Origin of the sequence: Marinoscillum furvescens DSM 4134 (genome assembly GCF_003386095.1) — a bacterium.
In the GTDB taxonomy this organism is placed as follows: Bacteria; Bacteroidota; Bacteroidia; order Cytophagales; family Cyclobacteriaceae; genus Marinoscillum; species Marinoscillum furvescens.
Genome location: NZ_QREG01000018.1, coordinates 61,074 through 77,160 on the forward strand (window position 1 = coordinate 61,074; position 16,087 = coordinate 77,160).

Genomic DNA, 16,087 nt, shown 5'->3' on the forward strand with positions numbered 1-16,087 from the left:
TCTATCCCATTTCAATAATGCCTTGCTCCATAGCCTGACGCACCAGCTCGGCGGAGGTGTTTACATGCATCTTGTGCATGATATTACGTCGGTGCGTTTTTACGGTGTGTTCACTGATGCAAAGTGCATTGGCAATGGCTTTACTGTTCATCCCCTCTGCCAGGCATTTGATGATTTCTTTTTCTCGCTCAGAGAGTTCATTGAGGCCCGACTGTGACTTGCCGCGATTACGGAAATAGTCAAACACCTGCTCATTCACTTTTGGGTGAAAGTAATTTTTGCGAGCAGATACGGTGCGGATGGCTTCTATGAGCTCTGGTTTAGAGGCATCTTTTAGAATGTAGCCTTGTGCTCCTTTTTCCAGGGCTTCCTTCACAAAACGCATGGATTGGTGCATGGTGAGCATCAGTGTAGGGTGATCAAACCCTCTTTTTTTGATCATTTTCAAGGTGGTGACACCATCCAGAATGGGCATGTCGATATCCATCAGTATGACGTCTATCTGATGCTCTTCTAATAGCGAAGGAGTTTCATGGCCGTTTTTGGTGTGAGCCACGATGGTTATGCCGTCTTCAGGCTGAAACATTGATTTCATACCTTCGGCAAAAAGATCGTGATCTTCTACGAGTAGTGCTTGTATCATGGTTATAGCAGGTTAGTGGTTAGCTGGATGGGCAGGTCTATGGTCACCGTAGTACCGCTAGATGGATGGCTGTCAAACTGTATATCACCGCCCCGGTCCGCTACCATACTCATCAGGCTGGTGAGTCCCATGCCATTGGCATGTTGAGTTACAGCGTCCAGATCGAAGCCCTTGCCATCGTCTTGCACCATGATGTTCATGATCTGCTCGTCCGTATAGCAAGTTAGTGAAATGGCAATATTTGATGCGCCGGCATGTTTTAAAATATTGCTTACCAGCTCTTGTATAATGCGGTAAATGGTGATTTCACTAGAAGAATCCAGCGCTTCATCGCCCATAGATGCCGAAAACTCTACTTCTACATCACCGGATTGCTCCAGGTGTGTGCTCAGTTCTTTCAGTGCCGGGATCAACCCAAAGTTGTCAGAAATACCCATGTTGAGCGCATGAGACAAGCTGCGGATGTCCGTACACGCCTTGTCTACTAGTTGGGTTAACGTTTGGTGGTTGCTGATGGCGTGCTCTGGAATGCCATTGATGTTTACCTTGATGGTGGCTAGCAAGCTGCCAAAGTGGTTGTGAAGCTCTTCAGCGATGCGCTTGCGTTCGTTTTCTTGCCCACTGATCATTGCGTGTAGTGCTTTGGACTCCTGCTGGTTTAGCAGGTCTTTGATGCGGTGGTCATGTTGCTTTCGCTCGGCCTGTGAAATGATCTTTTCAGTCTCGAACCTTTGACGGAAGTATAGCAGCACTACCAGCGACAGGATCAGTAATACTACGGCCGTGGCGATGTATGCACGGTTGAGCATGCGGTCTTTTTCCAACAAATCGATTTCCTTTTCGCGCAAGCTCACTTCATAGTCAGTGCGTAGATCGGCTATATTTTGAACAGTAGCCAGGTTGGTCACACTGTCTCTGTATTGAATGAAACTTCTGTAGTGTGCAAGCGCCAGCACGGGATCTCCGGATTGTTCCGTGAAATGGGATAATTTCTCATGCGCATCACTGATTTGCTGCTTGAGTTTGGTCTCCAAAGCCAGGGATAGACTTTTCTTGGCATATTTAATGGCCGAGGCATAGTCTTCTTTATCGCCATAAATGTCCGCCATGGCCAGCAGATAAAAGCAAATGGGGTAGTAATCTGACGAAGCCTGCAAGATGATAATCGCCTCTTCGATGTTTTGCTCTGCTTGCTCATGATTTCCCAAATAAGCCAGAGCCATTCCGGCATTACCTTTGGCATAAGCCACACCTGTGGGATATCGAGATAGTTCAAATAGTAATTTTGCCTGCTCAAAATAATGCAGTGCACTGTCGTATGCTCCATAGGTCAGGTATTCGTCACCGGTATTGAGTATTACAGAAGCTAGCGTGATGGTGTCTGCATCAGTTTTGATCAGATCAATTGCCATGTGGTAGTAATGGATGGCATTTTGATGATTTTCTAGCAATGTGTATATGTCTGCTATGGAGCTGTAGCAGGTGCCAATTCCAGTAACGTAATTGATTTTTTTTGCGCATTCAATAGCACTGAGATAGGATTTTAAGGCTTCATCCAGATCCCCTAGGGAGCGTTGTTTATTTCCTTTTTGTAAATACCCCCGGTAGCAGTATCTGCTGTTTCCCTGGGATTCGGCTAAAGCAATAAGCTGATTGGCATAATCAATAGCCAGTTCTAGGTTTTGGACCTCATGGAAGGATATATTTCTTAAGGCTTCCAGTCTTTCAGATACGGAGAGCTTTTTGTTTTTGATCGCAACCTTCAGACTATCGGCAATAGATTGATTTTGCCCAGATAAACTCTGGGCAAAAATCAACAATAAGCAAGCGATAACTAGCTTATGGGTACTTTGAAGCATTGTCAGTTGTTAATAGAGATTTTAGGGTCTTCGGTATAATCATTTCCTCCATAAGATACAGTGATTGTGTACTCTACATCGCCTGACTGAGCTTGTATAGCACCTATGGAGATCACCTCATTAATATTTCCTGAAGGGGATGGTGTCGTGCTAAACGGACAGCTTCCACTTGTAAAATTAAATGAGATAGCAACCTGGGAGCTTTGAGCAGAAGGTACGTTTCCTTGTCTTACGATGATCGCCACATTATCACCCGTATGTATTCTCATTTTATTCGGGCTCATGTTGAGATAGCAGTTTCCAGAGTCGTCCTGAAATATTTCTGCGATTAAAATTCGGTTTGCCATAGCAAATTGTGTTTTTAAGGTTAGTAAAAAATTATAGTAGTAAAAGTAGGGGTGAGCTCGACACGTTTAATACCCCAGTTGGGGTATTGTGTATTGGTTGAAGTTACAAAACGCATTTGACTTTCAGGTGATTAGCCCATACTGGTATAGTCATAAGCGTGGAGGGAAGGAGTATGGTTATTGATAAATTTCTAATTTACTTTCCTATATTTAACCTCCGATATAATTCAAATCCTTCGTTCGAAGGTTTGATTGTTAAATTTCCAACAGGGTGAAAAAATCGACCAAAGTAAGGCGACTTGATCACGACGCTGGTTTTCGCGCGTGGTTCGAAAATGTATATGAAACCCATTTTGAAAGGTTGTTTCGATACGCATTTTCAATCATGAAGGATCGACAAGCGGCTGAGGATGTAGTGTCTGAAGTGTTCTTGAATATTTGGAATAAAAAGCCCGACTATGACCATATCAAGGAGCTGACTACCTATCTACATGTGTCGGTGAAACACTTGGCTATCCGGAATGTATCCAAAGACCCGGGTAAATTTTCCTACTCTACGTACGACGAAACTCTACAAATTACAGATGCCATAGACCCTGAAAGCATCTTGCTGGGTGCAGAGCTACAGGAAGTGATAGATCATGTAATCGCTGATTTGCCTCCACATGGAAAGTTGGTCTATGAACTATCAAAGCTCAAAGGCTATAGTAATCAGCAGATAGCTGATGAAATGGGGATTTCGAAAAAAACGGTAGAGAGTCACCTTTATGCTGTACTGAAAAAAGTAAAAGAAGCCCTTTACCAACATTTCAACGACAATCAGATGGATTACCCATATTTTACTAATATTAGTTCAGTGTCGCTTTTGCTTGCGTGTATGGTAGTTGGTTTGTGTTGATAAATTTTCAATTATCAGCTAAATAACACTATTCCATTGTAATGATTATCTTGATTTTGTGGATTTATTGTAAATAATTTTAGATCGCTAAGTGAGGATAGGTGTTTTTGCCTCCTATAGGTGAAGGCATATAAAATCAATGGAAGAACTCATTCATAAATACCTCAGCAGCGAGCTTTCCGAACAGGAAGAAAAAGAACTACGTGCTTGGCTGGAGGATGACTCGGTAAACCGGCAAGTGTTTGAAAACATCACCAGTCACTGGAAACTGTCCGATGCGCAGGTGGCTCAGTCTAAATCCAATATCTATGAAAAGATTACTGGAACGCAAGCCGTTATAACTTCCTCAAACAAAAGTTGGAAGTACGTTTGGCGTGTAGCTGCCATCGTTGTTTTCATGTTCGCTTTAGGCGCTTTATACGATCAGTATGGTAACCAGCGAAGTGATATTCAAGATGTAGCGGATCATGTGATAATCGAAAAAGAAGCCCAATACGGGCAAAAACTCACTTTTCAACTTCCTGATGGATCAGTGGTGAAGCTAAATGCAGGTAGTAAACTGACCTTTCCAAGAACGTTTAATGACGAGTCCAGGCAGGTGGAGCTAGTTGGTGAAGCGTTTTTCGATGTTACCAAAAACCCAGAGCGGCCATTTGTGATCACAGCTCCGCAACTGGAAGTGACCGTGCTCGGTACGTCGTTTAACGTATCTGCTTATGAGCAGGCCTCAAGTGCCTCTGTGGCGGTGAAAACAGGAAAAGTGGCTGTAAAAAACCGAACAGGAGCCGGTAGTGTGACATTGCTACCGCTTGATCAGGTCACGGTTCAGGACCAACATCTCGATAAAAATAGAATTCCAAATGAGGATGCGGTATTTGGGTGGATGAACCAGATTTTAATGTTTGATGATGAAAGCTTTGCTACCATAGCTTCCAAGATAGAGCGATGGTATGATGTGAAAATCGAAATGCAAACGAGCGTAGATGCCGATAAGACCTTTACAGGAAAGTATAAGAATCCATCCATCAAAGCATTGATGGAAAGTTTGTCTTATGCCTATGACTTTAACTATGAGCTAAAAGAAAAAACAGTAATAATCAAATAAAAGGAAAGCCGAGAAGTCTTTGGGGAAAGGTCTCGGCTCTCTATAAAGTTTCTGACTTAAACCATAAACTCTATGCATGCAAAATTACCAAAATTAATCGTTCGCATGTCAAAAATTGCGATTTATGCGGTGATCATGTCCTACTCGCTTACCATGGCGTTTGGACATGAATCGGTCGCTCAAAGGAAATTTTTGAGCGAGATCAATCTGGAAGTCACCCTCCAGAGTAAAAACCTACTGGAATTGCTTGATGAAATTGAGCAGTCTAGCGAGTTTCATTTTGCCTACTCCAAAAAGGACCTGAAAGGTAAAAAGATAGTGATAACATCGGGTAAGTGGAATATGGAATCTCTGCTCAAGGAGATTTCTGTCCAGGCGCGTGTTTCGCTCAAGCGTGTCAATGAAACGATCACTATAAAAAAGGTGAGTGAAACGGATCGGCTTCCAGATGTCCTGGAAAAACTAAGTGTCCAAAAAACGGTGACCGGACGTGTAGTGGATGAAAATGGAGAAGGGCTACCCGGAGCTACAGTTGCCGTGAAAGGTACTAGCATTGGTACCATCACAGATATAGATGGAAACTTCCGGCTGGACGTGGAAGAAGGCACAACGCTTGTGTTTTCATTCGTAGGCTATCAGTCCAGGGAAGTGCCTGTTACAGATCAGTCAGTCTACAACATTTCGCTGGAGCTAGATACCCAGGGGCTAGAGGAGATTGTAGTAATCGGATACCAGACAGTTCAAAAGAAAGATTTGACTGGGGCTACCTCAGTAATTGATCCGTCAGCCTCGAGCAAGGTGACTGCTACCACATTGGCCGAGTCTATTCAGGGGCTGGCTCCGGGAGTAACGGTACGAAATGATGGAGCCCCGGGGGCTGGAGCGATCATCGAAATTCGTGGAGTTGGCAGTTTTGCCGATACACAGCCACTTTATGTGATCGATGGAATGCTTGCTGATGCCAACCCCACCATCAACACCAATGACATTGCCTCTATTCAAATCCTGAAAGATGCCTCCGCAGCAGCTATTTATGGATCCAGAGCAGCGAATGGAGTAGTAATCATCACCACCAAGCAAGGTGAAGAAGGCCCGGTAAAAGTAAATGTGTCGGCAAAAACGGGACTTCAGCAAATCGCTAAACGATGGGATGTGATGAATGCGCAAGAATTTGCCGCCATGCAAACGTCCATGTATGAAAACTCCGGACTTACACCACCAGCTTCAGTAGGCGTTGATTTTGATCCGGCTATTGATACTGATTGGCAGGATGAAATGATCCAATGGGGGAAAATTAACGATTACAATGTGAGCTTATCCGGTGGATCCCTAAACAACAGTTTTATGATCAGCGGTAGTGCTTTTAACAATGAAGGCGTACTTAAAGGTCGGTCATTTGAGCGATATAGTCTGAGGCTAAACAGCAAAAGCAAAATAGGCCGGGTGACTGTAGGAGAAAATATGGTCCTGACCCACTCGATCAATGAAAGTCCCGATGCTGGCAATCCGTTTTATGACATGCCTCAGCTACTACCTGTGATTCCTGTTCGTGGTGAGGATTATATCACCGAAAGCAACCCAGAGGGATGGGGAATAGGGACAGTAGATGCAGTAACCTATGCATGGAATCCAGTAGCCATCAACAATCTAAGCCATAATACTGCAAAATACTCGAAGCTCGTTGGCAATGCCTTCCTTGATTTCAAGTTGACCGACTGGATTAAGTACCGATTTAACGCAGGATTGGAAGTGAGTTTTGACGATACGAAATATTTGCGAGAAGATGGAGTATGGTCTTTCAATGCTGCCGTTTACCCAAGTTATGTTGAAGATACACGTTCTACCTATGCAAGTGGGCTTTTAGAACATACCTTGAATATCAATAAGGATTTTGGACGCCACAGCATCAGTGCCGTATTGGGCACTTCTCAGCAGTCATTCAGACGGGAGTTTACCACTGCTCGTCGTAGCGAGCTGCAAGTCATCAATGGCGAATACCTACCGACAATAGCTTCCGCTACAGGTGAAGACGTGGCATCAGGAGGTCGACCCGTAGATAGCTATATTATCGGTTACCTGGGACGGGTCAATTATTCATTTGCAGATAGGTACCTCCTCACGTTGACTGGGCGAATCGACAAAAATTCCAAATTTAAGGAAGAGTACAGAACGGGATTCTTCCCATCAGTGGCCATGGGCTGGAGACTCAGCGAGGAAGGGTTTTTTAATGTTCCGTTTGTTTCCAATATGAAGCTGACAGCTTCTTATGGAGAGATTGGACTGGTTCCGGGAGCTATTGGATCATGGGACTACATCGGTAACCTAAACAGTAACCCCAGAGCTATTTTTGGCAACTCACAGGCAGCGTATGTAGGGGCGTATCAGCCACGCTTGATCAATGAAAAGCTCCAGTGGGAAACAAAAATCACTCGAAATGTAGGGCTTGACCTGGGAATGATGGCCGATCGTCTTCTGGTATCATTAGCCTATTACAACTCTGTATCAGATCAGGCGATTTTGAACCCTCCGGTAGCTAATTATTTCGGTACCCTCGGAGGAAATCCATTTGTGAATACGGGTTCATTGAGAAATCAGGGCTTTGAGTTTAGTGCTACCTATCGCAAGCGAGAAGGGGACTTCAACTGGGACCTGTCGGGCAATTTCACCACCATCAAAAATACCGTAGAAAGTGTGGGTAATCAGGGAGTAGGTATCGACTATATTCCTACAGGACTGACACGTACCAAGGTGGGTAGGTCCATCTCTGAGTGGTACTTGCTTAAAACCGACGGGTTGTTTCAAACCCCTCAGGATGTATTAGATCATACCAACTCGGAGGGTCAGGTGATCCAGCCAAATGCCCAACCTGGAGACATTCGCTTTGTGGACGTAAACGATGACGGGCAAATCACGGAGGATGACCGGGATTTCAGCGGGAAATCCGCTTGGCCTACATTGCAGGTGGGTTCACAATTCAATGCGTCTTATCGCAACTTCAACCTGAATGTACAGGTAATAGGGGTCTTTGGAAATTATATCTACAACAGTGTGAGACAGATTTTGGATGGTTACCAAAACACCAACTTCCGAAGTGATATTCAGCCCTGGACCGAGGAAAACCCAAATACCAGTGATCCAAGAATCGGTGTGGCGAGCAATGATGTCGCATTGGCCATGAATGGGCAAAATAGTGATCGGTGGCTTGAAAGCGGCTCGTACCTCCGCTTGAGAAATGTGGAATTTGGGTACAACTTTGAATCCTCACTTCTTGAAACTATAGGTGTAGCCAGTGCCCGTGTGTTTATCAGTGGTCAAAACTTACTCACCCTCACGCAGTACTCTGGTTTGGATCCGGACGTAACCGGCAATGGCATCTATGAGCGTGGAGCTGATACTGGCAACTGGCCCTCCAACAGAGTCTATTCTACAGGCATACAGTTTCAATTTTAAACCACAGAGCAATGAAAAGAATATTTATATACTTGATGATCATCGGCCTGGGTTTTGGCTGTGAAGACAAACTAGATATTAATAATCCCAACGAACCAAGCGTTCAGTATTTCTGGCAAAATGAGGAAGATGCCGTAAAAGGTGTAAATGCCGTCTACAGTACTCTACACAAGGGTTCTATTTCCAGGTGGATGCCTATGCTGTTTTCTACGCGTTCGGATATTGGGGAAAGCAGAAGTCCATGGACCGACCTGGCCAATGCGTTGGATAAGTTCATTCAACCCGATTATAATTTTGGCCCGGTTGCCGGTGTCTGGCATGATAACTATGTCGGGATCAATCGAGCAAATCAGGTGCTCGATAATGTGCCGGATATTGCCATGGACACGGATAAAAAGAACGAAGTATTGGGGCAGGCTTATTTCTTTAGAGGGCTCTTTTATTATCACCTGGTTACGCTGTTTGGCAATGTGCCATTAATGCTCAAAACTACTTCTCCGGACGATTATCCTGCCAACAGTTCTGTGGAGGAGGTCTACGGTCAGATCATTGCAGATTTAGAAAAGGCCGTAGAGATGCTGCCGGCAAAATATGCTTCCCCGGAAGACCTGGGACGGGTCACCAAAGGTGCTGCTCACGCCTTAATGGCAAAAGCCTATTTTCAACTAAAGGATTATCAAAACGCATTGCCATCACTAGAATGGCTCGTAGATGGTGAAGGTGGAGATCTGTACGATTTGGTACCCAACTATAGAGATAACTTTCTGGTAACCACCGAAAACAATGTGGAATCAGTATTTGAATGGCAGTTTGCTGAAAACCCCAATGAGTTTACGGATGATGACATAGCTACTCCGAACCACAACTACGGCTCATCTATGGCTCAGTTCACAGCACCTGTAGGAATCGGCTGGTCAGATGCAGAAGCACGAAGGTGGATTATTTATGAGTTTGACGAGCTGACTGTAGCTGGTGATAGAGACCCGAGAGTGGAGGCAAGTTTCCTGTTTGATTCTACGCATATCAATGGGCCTGACGAGACTTTGGTCTATGGGGTGTCATTTAGCTCCAGATATGGTACAGGACCTGACAGCAAGCGCGTTTGGGTTCGAAAATTCCTCAACGACCACTGGAAAATTGAAGAAGGATATCGCTCTCCGAATAACTACAGATACATCCGCTATGCAGATGTGCTCCTAATGTATGCGGAGTGCCTCAACGCCCTCAATCGCACAGCGGAAGCGTATCCTCATGTAGATCGTGTAAGACAAAGAGCAAGCTTGGCTCCATTGTCTACAGTGATGCCGGGGCTGGGTCAAACCGCATTTTTGGAGCAACTAAAAAAAGAACGACTGCTGGAGCTGGCTGGTGAAGGACACCGATGGAACGACCTCATGCGCTGGGGGGATATCGGGCCACAGCTATCCGTCAATGACCCGGCATTCAACAACTTTGAGGTAGGTAAGCACGAATTACTGCCTATCCCACAGGTGGACAGAGACGTAAACCCCAACCTGGATCAAAATCCGAACTGGTAAAACCTCAAATGACCGGGCAGCTTGCTGCCCGGTTTTACAATTCATTTAATAACGATGCGAACGATGCTTAGAACGCTAATGATCGGTTTGTACTGTAGTGCTTACTTTATGCTATCGGCCTGTGACGAGGAGCCCGTGAATGATGTGCAGCCAAAAGAAGAGCCGGAAGTGAAACAAGATTCTTTGTTTTTGAATCCGATTCTCACCTCTGGGCCAGATCCCTGGGTATTTCAAGCCAACGATGCTTACTACCTCACTTTCACCACAGGCTATAATTTGACTTTGTATAAGAGTGATCAAATGGCTGACCTGACGAATGCATACAATCGGGTGGTGTGGACACCTCCAGCCTCAGGGCCAAACTCGAAAAATATCTGGGCTCCTGAAATCCATCAGGTAGCTGGCAAATGGTATATCTACTATGCTGCAGATGATGGCGACAATAAGAATCATCGAATGTTTGTATTGCAAAATACCCAAACAGATCCCGTAGTAGGTACATGGACTGACAAGGGGATGCTACAGCTCCCGGATGATAAATGGGCCATCGACGGGACGATTTTCGAAGCAAATGGACAGCTCTACTACTTATGGTCAGGGTGGGAAGGTGATGTAAACGGTCGTCAGGATATTTACATCTGCAAAATGGACGACCCACTCACACCAGTAGGGGAGCGGGTAATGCTCACAAAGCCAGAACTCAGCTGGGAGACAAATGGTGTGAGCCCTACAGTGACTGAAGGCCCTCAGGTTTTACTTAGAAATGACAAAGTATTCATCGTCTACTCAGCAGGTGGCTGTTGGACAGATGGGTATGCCCTGGGGCTTCTTACAGCGGATATAGATGCGGATTTGATGTCTCCCGAGGCATGGGAAAAATCGCAAACGCCAGTCTTCAGCCAATACCCGGAAGGCAATGCTTATGGACCGGGGCACAATGGATTCTTTCAGTCCGCAGACGGAACAGAAGACTGGATCATTTATCATGCAAACCCGCAAGCGGGTCAGGGATGTGGTAGTAACCGATCCATAAGAATTCAACCTTTTACCTGGGATGTAAACGGAGACCCTGATTTTGGTACACCTCATCCGCTCTATAAAAAGCTTACCAAACCATCAGGAGAGTACTAACCAGGAACTAAAAACTTAAATACAATGACACATAAATTATTTATTCTGGCTTGCCTCTTGGTGGCCAGCCTGGGATTACTTGCTCAGGAAACTATTATAGATCTGGATTTTGATGTCCAGAAGTCCGATATTTCAATCGCCGATTTCGATGGTGATGGAAATCGCGATATCCTGATCATTGGTGAAAACCCTAATGGACGTTTTGCCCAGCTATTTAGCAACAAAGGGGAGCTTACTTTCGAAAAAGTGGAATCCATATATGAAGCTACCTGGGTGCCTTCTGTGGCATTTGGAGATGTAAATGCCGATGGGATCTTTGATGTCATTCAGTCAGGATTTGCAGACTCGGTGATCGTAAACCTCTATACCTCCAACGGCGCTGAAGGCCGGACCCTCGATGCTGCCTATAGCAGTCTGATTCATATTGCTCCTGGCCTGGGTATAGCCGATCTCAACAATGATGGGTATACGGATATTTTCGTTTTTGGAAATCACAATATCTCTGATCTGCGGCCTAAAATCTATTATGGAAATGCAGCAGGTGGTTTTGATGAAACGTCTCCGTTTGATGAGCTTAAATTTATTGATAGCAAACCTCAGGCGGTAGACTATGACAGTGATGGAGACCTGGACCTGTGGGTGATGGCAGGCTATGAGGAAAACTCCGATGCACGCTTTGGGATGATGTATGTCAATGAGGAGGGAACCTTCACGGCCACAGATTTAGGGATTATCAAAAAAGGGCCTGGGTCTTCAGATTGGGGTGATTTTGATGGAGATGGAGACCTGGATTTGCTCATTGGTGGCTGGGGGTATGTGAACTCCGGCGAGGATACCGATATGTTGTATCGCATTTATGAAAATCAGGAAGGCACTTTCACTGAAAAAACTACTTTTCAACCATTTGGAGCATTTAGTCCGGGCACTTCATCAAGGTTTGCAGATTGGGATAATGATGGTGATCTCGATGTAATTGTCACCGGCTGGAATCCTGATGCAAATGGTCAGCGTGTAGGTTTTTTCATCAATGATGGTGGCAGCTTTACGCTGGCCGACTATAGCAGCACGGTGCCTGGAGTATCTGAGAGCGCCCTGGAAATGGGTGACCTGGACAATGACGGTGATCTGGACCTGGTAGTCAATGGGTTCTCTGGCAACGAATGGAATGGTGAAGGCTCGGCTTTTGGGAAAAACATCTCGGTAGTAATCGTCAATACTGTGGCACAACAAAATGAAGCCCCTCAGGCTCCTGCAGACCTCCAGGCATCTGCCGATGGCAAGGATGTGACTTTTAGCTGGAGTCCGGCATCCGACGATCTTTCTAAAAGCCTGACTTACAATCTGTTTTTGGTAGATAGTAATAGTCGCTTTTATTACACGCCTTTGGCAGATACTGTTTCTGGAAGTTTGCTCATACAGCAAAAAGGCAATGTGGAGTTAAACACATCCTGGCAAGTGAAAGACCTCCCTTACGGCGAATACCAGTGGGGTGTTCAGGCTATTGATCATAGCTTTCAAGGGTCTCTATTCACTTCGGGTATCCTCAATCATCAGGAAGGTGGTGCCGTGCTTGGCGCAAAAGCAAGCGATGTGACCATATACCCCAATCCGACATCTGGTACCATTCACATCCGAAACCTTTCAGGTGTGAGGTCAATGAGCATCATGACGATTTGCGGAAGACGTGTGAAAAACATACCGGCATTGTCTGGAGAAACGCAGACTCAGATCAATTTGGATCCTGGTGTTTATATCGTTCAGTTATTTCATCAGAACGGTACGCAGAGCAGCCTGAGGGCCATTGTGAAGTAGTGATTTTGCTCACTTTTTATTCAGTTCGAACCCTAATTTCCCAATTTCAGAAGAATGAAAAATCTCAAAATGCCCAATAAGTTATATGTATCGCTTATCCTGATTTTGATGGCCTTCTTGACTAATGCCCAGTCACTGGAGGTACATTATGTGCTTTCATCCAAAATACCTGGAAACCCAGCGAAAAATCACGATTTGAGCCTGTTAGCCTCAAGCAGTAAAATGGTTGAAGGCGGTTTAGAGTTATCTCAGGAGGTGACCACACAGGAGGAAGGTATGTTACTGACAATCAGGCTGATAGCTACTACGGACAGTTACATAAACTTAAGTGGAAAAATCAATCTGGAGAATTTTAGCTATGAGTCTACCCAGTTTTACCTGCCCGGATTTTGGTACCGCAAAAACCTGCGGTCGCCAGACAAGGCGCCCAATGCACGAGTAAGTAAAAGCTGGATCGTTCGAGAAGATCGTTTGAGCACCCCGCTCACAGGGGCTTTCAATGAAGCCACCAATGTCGGGGTAAATCTGGTCCGGATGGATGTGTCAGAGCAGGTGGCTTTGGCACCGCTCAATCAAGGAGAGGTTATCCTCAGCGGACCTACTGATCTTGGGGCTCTTGGATTTCAAGAGGACCAAGTAGGCGTGGCGCTCCAGTTTTCCGTTCCTTACAAGGAAGCACCTCATACTTACTACCGGAAGCTTACGCTTGGTGAGCCTGTTACCTCGTACATCAAACTAGCCGAGGGGGAGCAGGTAGTGTATCAGTACCTACTCAATTCATACGATGCAGCAGACTATTCGGAGTTTGTTGCTAAAGCCTGGAGTACTTCCTATGACCTGATGCAGCCACAACCTTTAACAAAGGACGAGTTTTCCAATGCAGAAATCAAATCAACACTTGCGCAGTTCTGGAAGCAGTCTTTTACCTCTCTTTCCGATGGCCTGAAAGGCTACTCGGGTGTTCACCTCCAAACGGCAACCTGCGATGTAGTACCTCTCCTGGAGGTTGGGTTTGTGGGTAGAGTATTGTTGAATGCCTTCAATTCATTAGAGTTTGGCTACCAGCAGCAAGACGAGGGGCTGATTACTATTTCCAATCAGATTTGGGATAGCTACCTGAAATTAGGGTTTACCCCGGGTGGATTTTTTCGGGAGGTAGTGGACGAATACCACGACTGGGAATCTGATGTCTTCTCTATACGGAGGCAGTCAGAAGGGCTATATGCAGCACTTTTTTACCTCAATTTTGAGCGCAGAGCTGGCAGGAGCCACGCCGAGTGGGAAGCTAAAGTAAAGGATATGCTGGAGCTGTTTGCCGGCCTGCAACAGGCTGACGGGAGCTTCCCTCGAAAATTCGATGATCAGTTGATAGTGAAGGATCACAGCGGTGGAAGCTCATCGTGTGTGGTGCCTCCACTGGTAATGGCCTATCAATATTTTGGTGACAAAAAGTACCTGCAAATGGCCCAAAAGGTAGGGGAGTATCAGGAAGCAGAACTGATCAATAAAGCGGACTATTTTTCATCTACGCTGGATGCCAACTGTGAAGACAAGGAAGCCTCGCTCTATGTAGCCACTTCACTGTATTACCTGGCGCAGGTTACCCGTGGCAAGGAGCAGAAGCACTACATTCAGCTGGCAAAGAAAGCTGCATATTTCGCACTGTCCTGGTACTACACCTGGGATGTTCCTTTTGCTCAGGGACAAATGCTTGGCGATGTGGGCCTGAAGTCCAGAGGTTGGGGTAATGTGTCGGTGGAAAACAACCACATTGACGTCTACATTTTTGAGTTTGATGAAATTTTAGATTGGCTGGCAGACGAAACTTCAGAGCCCCGTTTTGCTGAGTTTGCCGAGGTTATCCGAACCTCTATGCGCGCTCAACTGCTTCCTTATGAAGGGCATATGGTCAATATTGGTAAGGAAGGCTACTATCCGGAAGTGGTCCAGCATACCCAGTGGGATTATGGCAAATTCGGTAAAGGATTTTATAACGACCTGTTTGCTCCGGGATGGACTGTAGCTTCGATTTGGGAGTTGCTTACGGAAGGACGAACAGAAGCTTACTTCGCAAAATGAGAAAGGTCTTACATTCGGTTTTTGCGCTGAGCGTGTATGCCGTGATGGCACTTTCGTGCAAATCAGAGCGTGATCCGGCACCCATAGAAAAGGATGTGGATGGGACTAAAGACAGCACCGAGTGGGTGATTAAAAAAAGCATTTCAGGTAAACCCATCCGCGCAATTGAATGGGGGCAGCCACGAAAAGTTTCGCATGAGGTGTACAGTTCAGCATATCCCAGAATGATTCGGCTGGGGGGAGATACCTTGCTGCTTGCCTACCACGGGGGAGATATAAACAACAGCTGGGATAATATATACCTCCGTAAAAGTTTTGATCTGGGAGCGCACTGGACGGAGTCCGAGGTGCTCATGGTTGATGACGACCCTAACTATTGGGGTTTTGCCAATCCAGAATTTTTAGTGTTGAGGAGTGGTCGGATACTCATGGCATTTACGGGCAGGGGCAAGCCTGATGACAATCAGCACAACAACATCCAGGTAATGCACAGCGACGATCGGGGCACTACCTGGTCAAACCCGCGAATCGTAAAATATGGAAGGTCCTGGGAGCCAGCCATGGTTCAGCATCCTGATGGCGATGTGATGATGTTTTATTCCAGTGAAGCCCGGTGGTGGCAGGTTGCTGATCATGTAGAGCAAGAGATCCTGATGGTGACTTCTTCCAATGATGGCCTGTCGTGGAGTAATCCCAAATCGGTGGCCTATACCCCGTCTATGCGGGACGGTATGCCAGTGCCAGTGGTGTTGAATGATGATAAAGGGATCGTATTTGCAATTGAATCGGTAGGCAACTCCAATGGGCCATGGATATGCTATTCTGATCTTGAAAATCGCTTTGCATCTCCTGATGGGCGGTGGCTGGCAGCACCAAAATCGTTGGTAAACTTTGGTGGTGGTCCATATCTCCTCCAGTTGGCCACTGGCGAGACCATACTATCACTTCACGATACCGGTGGCCGGGCGATCGGGGACGATTGGATGAAAAACACCATGTATGTGCTCATTGGTAATGATGAAGCTAAAGACTTTGGAAACGTGAGTTATCCTTTTCCCGGACTACCAGTGGAGGAGGGAGCTTTTTTTAATAGCCTGTGTGCACTCGATGCACAAACGATCATCGCGCTGGCTAGTAGAAATTTCAGTGATGGTCACTCAGAGGTTCATTGGGTAGAAGGAAATATTGTGCGGGAAGACTGAGCCAAATATACTTTAGAAACCAA

Annotated in this window: 11 protein-coding genes; 8 read left to right on the forward strand and 3 right to left on the reverse strand. The window is 45.7% G+C overall.

Annotated elements, in window-relative coordinates; genetic code table 11:
• Position 1: 1 nt before the first annotated feature.
• From C7460_RS17075 to C7460_RS17085, 3 genes are read right to left on the reverse strand one after another with little or no spacing between them, the layout of a single operon-like run.
• On the reverse strand, positions 2-643 hold the full coding sequence (locus C7460_RS17075) for a response regulator (protein WP_115869348.1): 642 nt from the start codon (positions 641-643) through the stop codon (positions 2-4).
• A 2-nt stretch (positions 644-645) separates the two neighbouring features.
• Positions 646-2,502 (reverse strand): sensor histidine kinase, encoded by a 1,857-nt coding sequence (locus C7460_RS17080; protein ID WP_115869349.1) that lies wholly within the window; start codon positions 2,500-2,502, stop codon positions 646-648.
• Between the two features lie 2 nt (positions 2,503-2,504).
• Positions 2,505-2,849 (reverse strand): hypothetical protein, encoded by a 345-nt coding sequence (locus C7460_RS17085; RefSeq protein ID WP_115869350.1) that lies wholly within the window; start codon positions 2,847-2,849, stop codon positions 2,505-2,507.
• 271 nt (positions 2,850-3,120) lie between these two features.
• On the opposite strand from C7460_RS17085, the gene C7460_RS17090 reads away from it, so the two are divergent.
• From C7460_RS17090 to C7460_RS17125, 8 genes are all read left to right on the forward strand, one after another.
• Positions 3,121-3,747 carry an RNA polymerase sigma factor gene (locus C7460_RS17090; protein WP_170148069.1) on the forward strand — a complete coding sequence of 209 codons (627 nt, stop codon included), beginning with the start codon at positions 3,121-3,123 and terminating at the stop codon, positions 3,745-3,747.
• A gap of 139 nt (positions 3,748-3,886) precedes the next feature.
• The gene (locus C7460_RS17095; protein WP_115869352.1) at positions 3,887-4,852 is read left to right on the forward strand and encodes a FecR domain-containing protein; all 966 of its coding nucleotides are present in this window, start codon (positions 3,887-3,889) and stop codon (positions 4,850-4,852) included.
• A gap of 105 nt (positions 4,853-4,957) precedes the next feature.
• Positions 4,958-8,302 carry a SusC/RagA family TonB-linked outer membrane protein gene (locus C7460_RS17100; RefSeq protein WP_245986427.1) on the forward strand — a complete coding sequence of 1,115 codons (3,345 nt, stop codon included), beginning with the start codon at positions 4,958-4,960 and terminating at the stop codon, positions 8,300-8,302.
• 11 nt (positions 8,303-8,313) lie between these two features.
• Complete coding sequence (locus C7460_RS17105; RefSeq protein WP_115869353.1) at positions 8,314-9,840, forward strand: RagB/SusD family nutrient uptake outer membrane protein; 1,527 nt, start codon at positions 8,314-8,316, stop codon at positions 9,838-9,840.
• 63 nt (positions 9,841-9,903) lie between these two features.
• A complete protein-coding gene (locus C7460_RS17110; protein WP_245986429.1) occupies positions 9,904-10,971 on the forward strand; it encodes a glycoside hydrolase family 43 protein in 1,068 nt (355 codons plus the stop codon).
• A gap of 24 nt (positions 10,972-10,995) precedes the next feature.
• Positions 10,996-12,783: a T9SS type A sorting domain-containing protein gene (locus C7460_RS17115; protein WP_115869355.1), complete on the forward strand. Its 1,788-nt coding sequence runs from the start codon at positions 10,996-10,998 to the stop codon at positions 12,781-12,783.
• Positions 12,784-12,837: 54 nt separating this feature from the next.
• Positions 12,838-14,862, forward strand: a complete 2,025-nt coding sequence (locus C7460_RS17120) for a hypothetical protein (protein ID WP_221409558.1) — start codon at positions 12,838-12,840, stop codon at positions 14,860-14,862.
• Positions 14,859-16,064, forward strand: coding sequence for a sialidase family protein (locus C7460_RS17125; RefSeq protein WP_170148070.1), 1,206 nt, complete (start codon positions 14,859-14,861; stop codon positions 16,062-16,064). The genes C7460_RS17120 and C7460_RS17125 overlap by 4 nt, the downstream gene beginning before the upstream one ends.
• Positions 16,065-16,087: the final 23 nt, after the last annotated feature.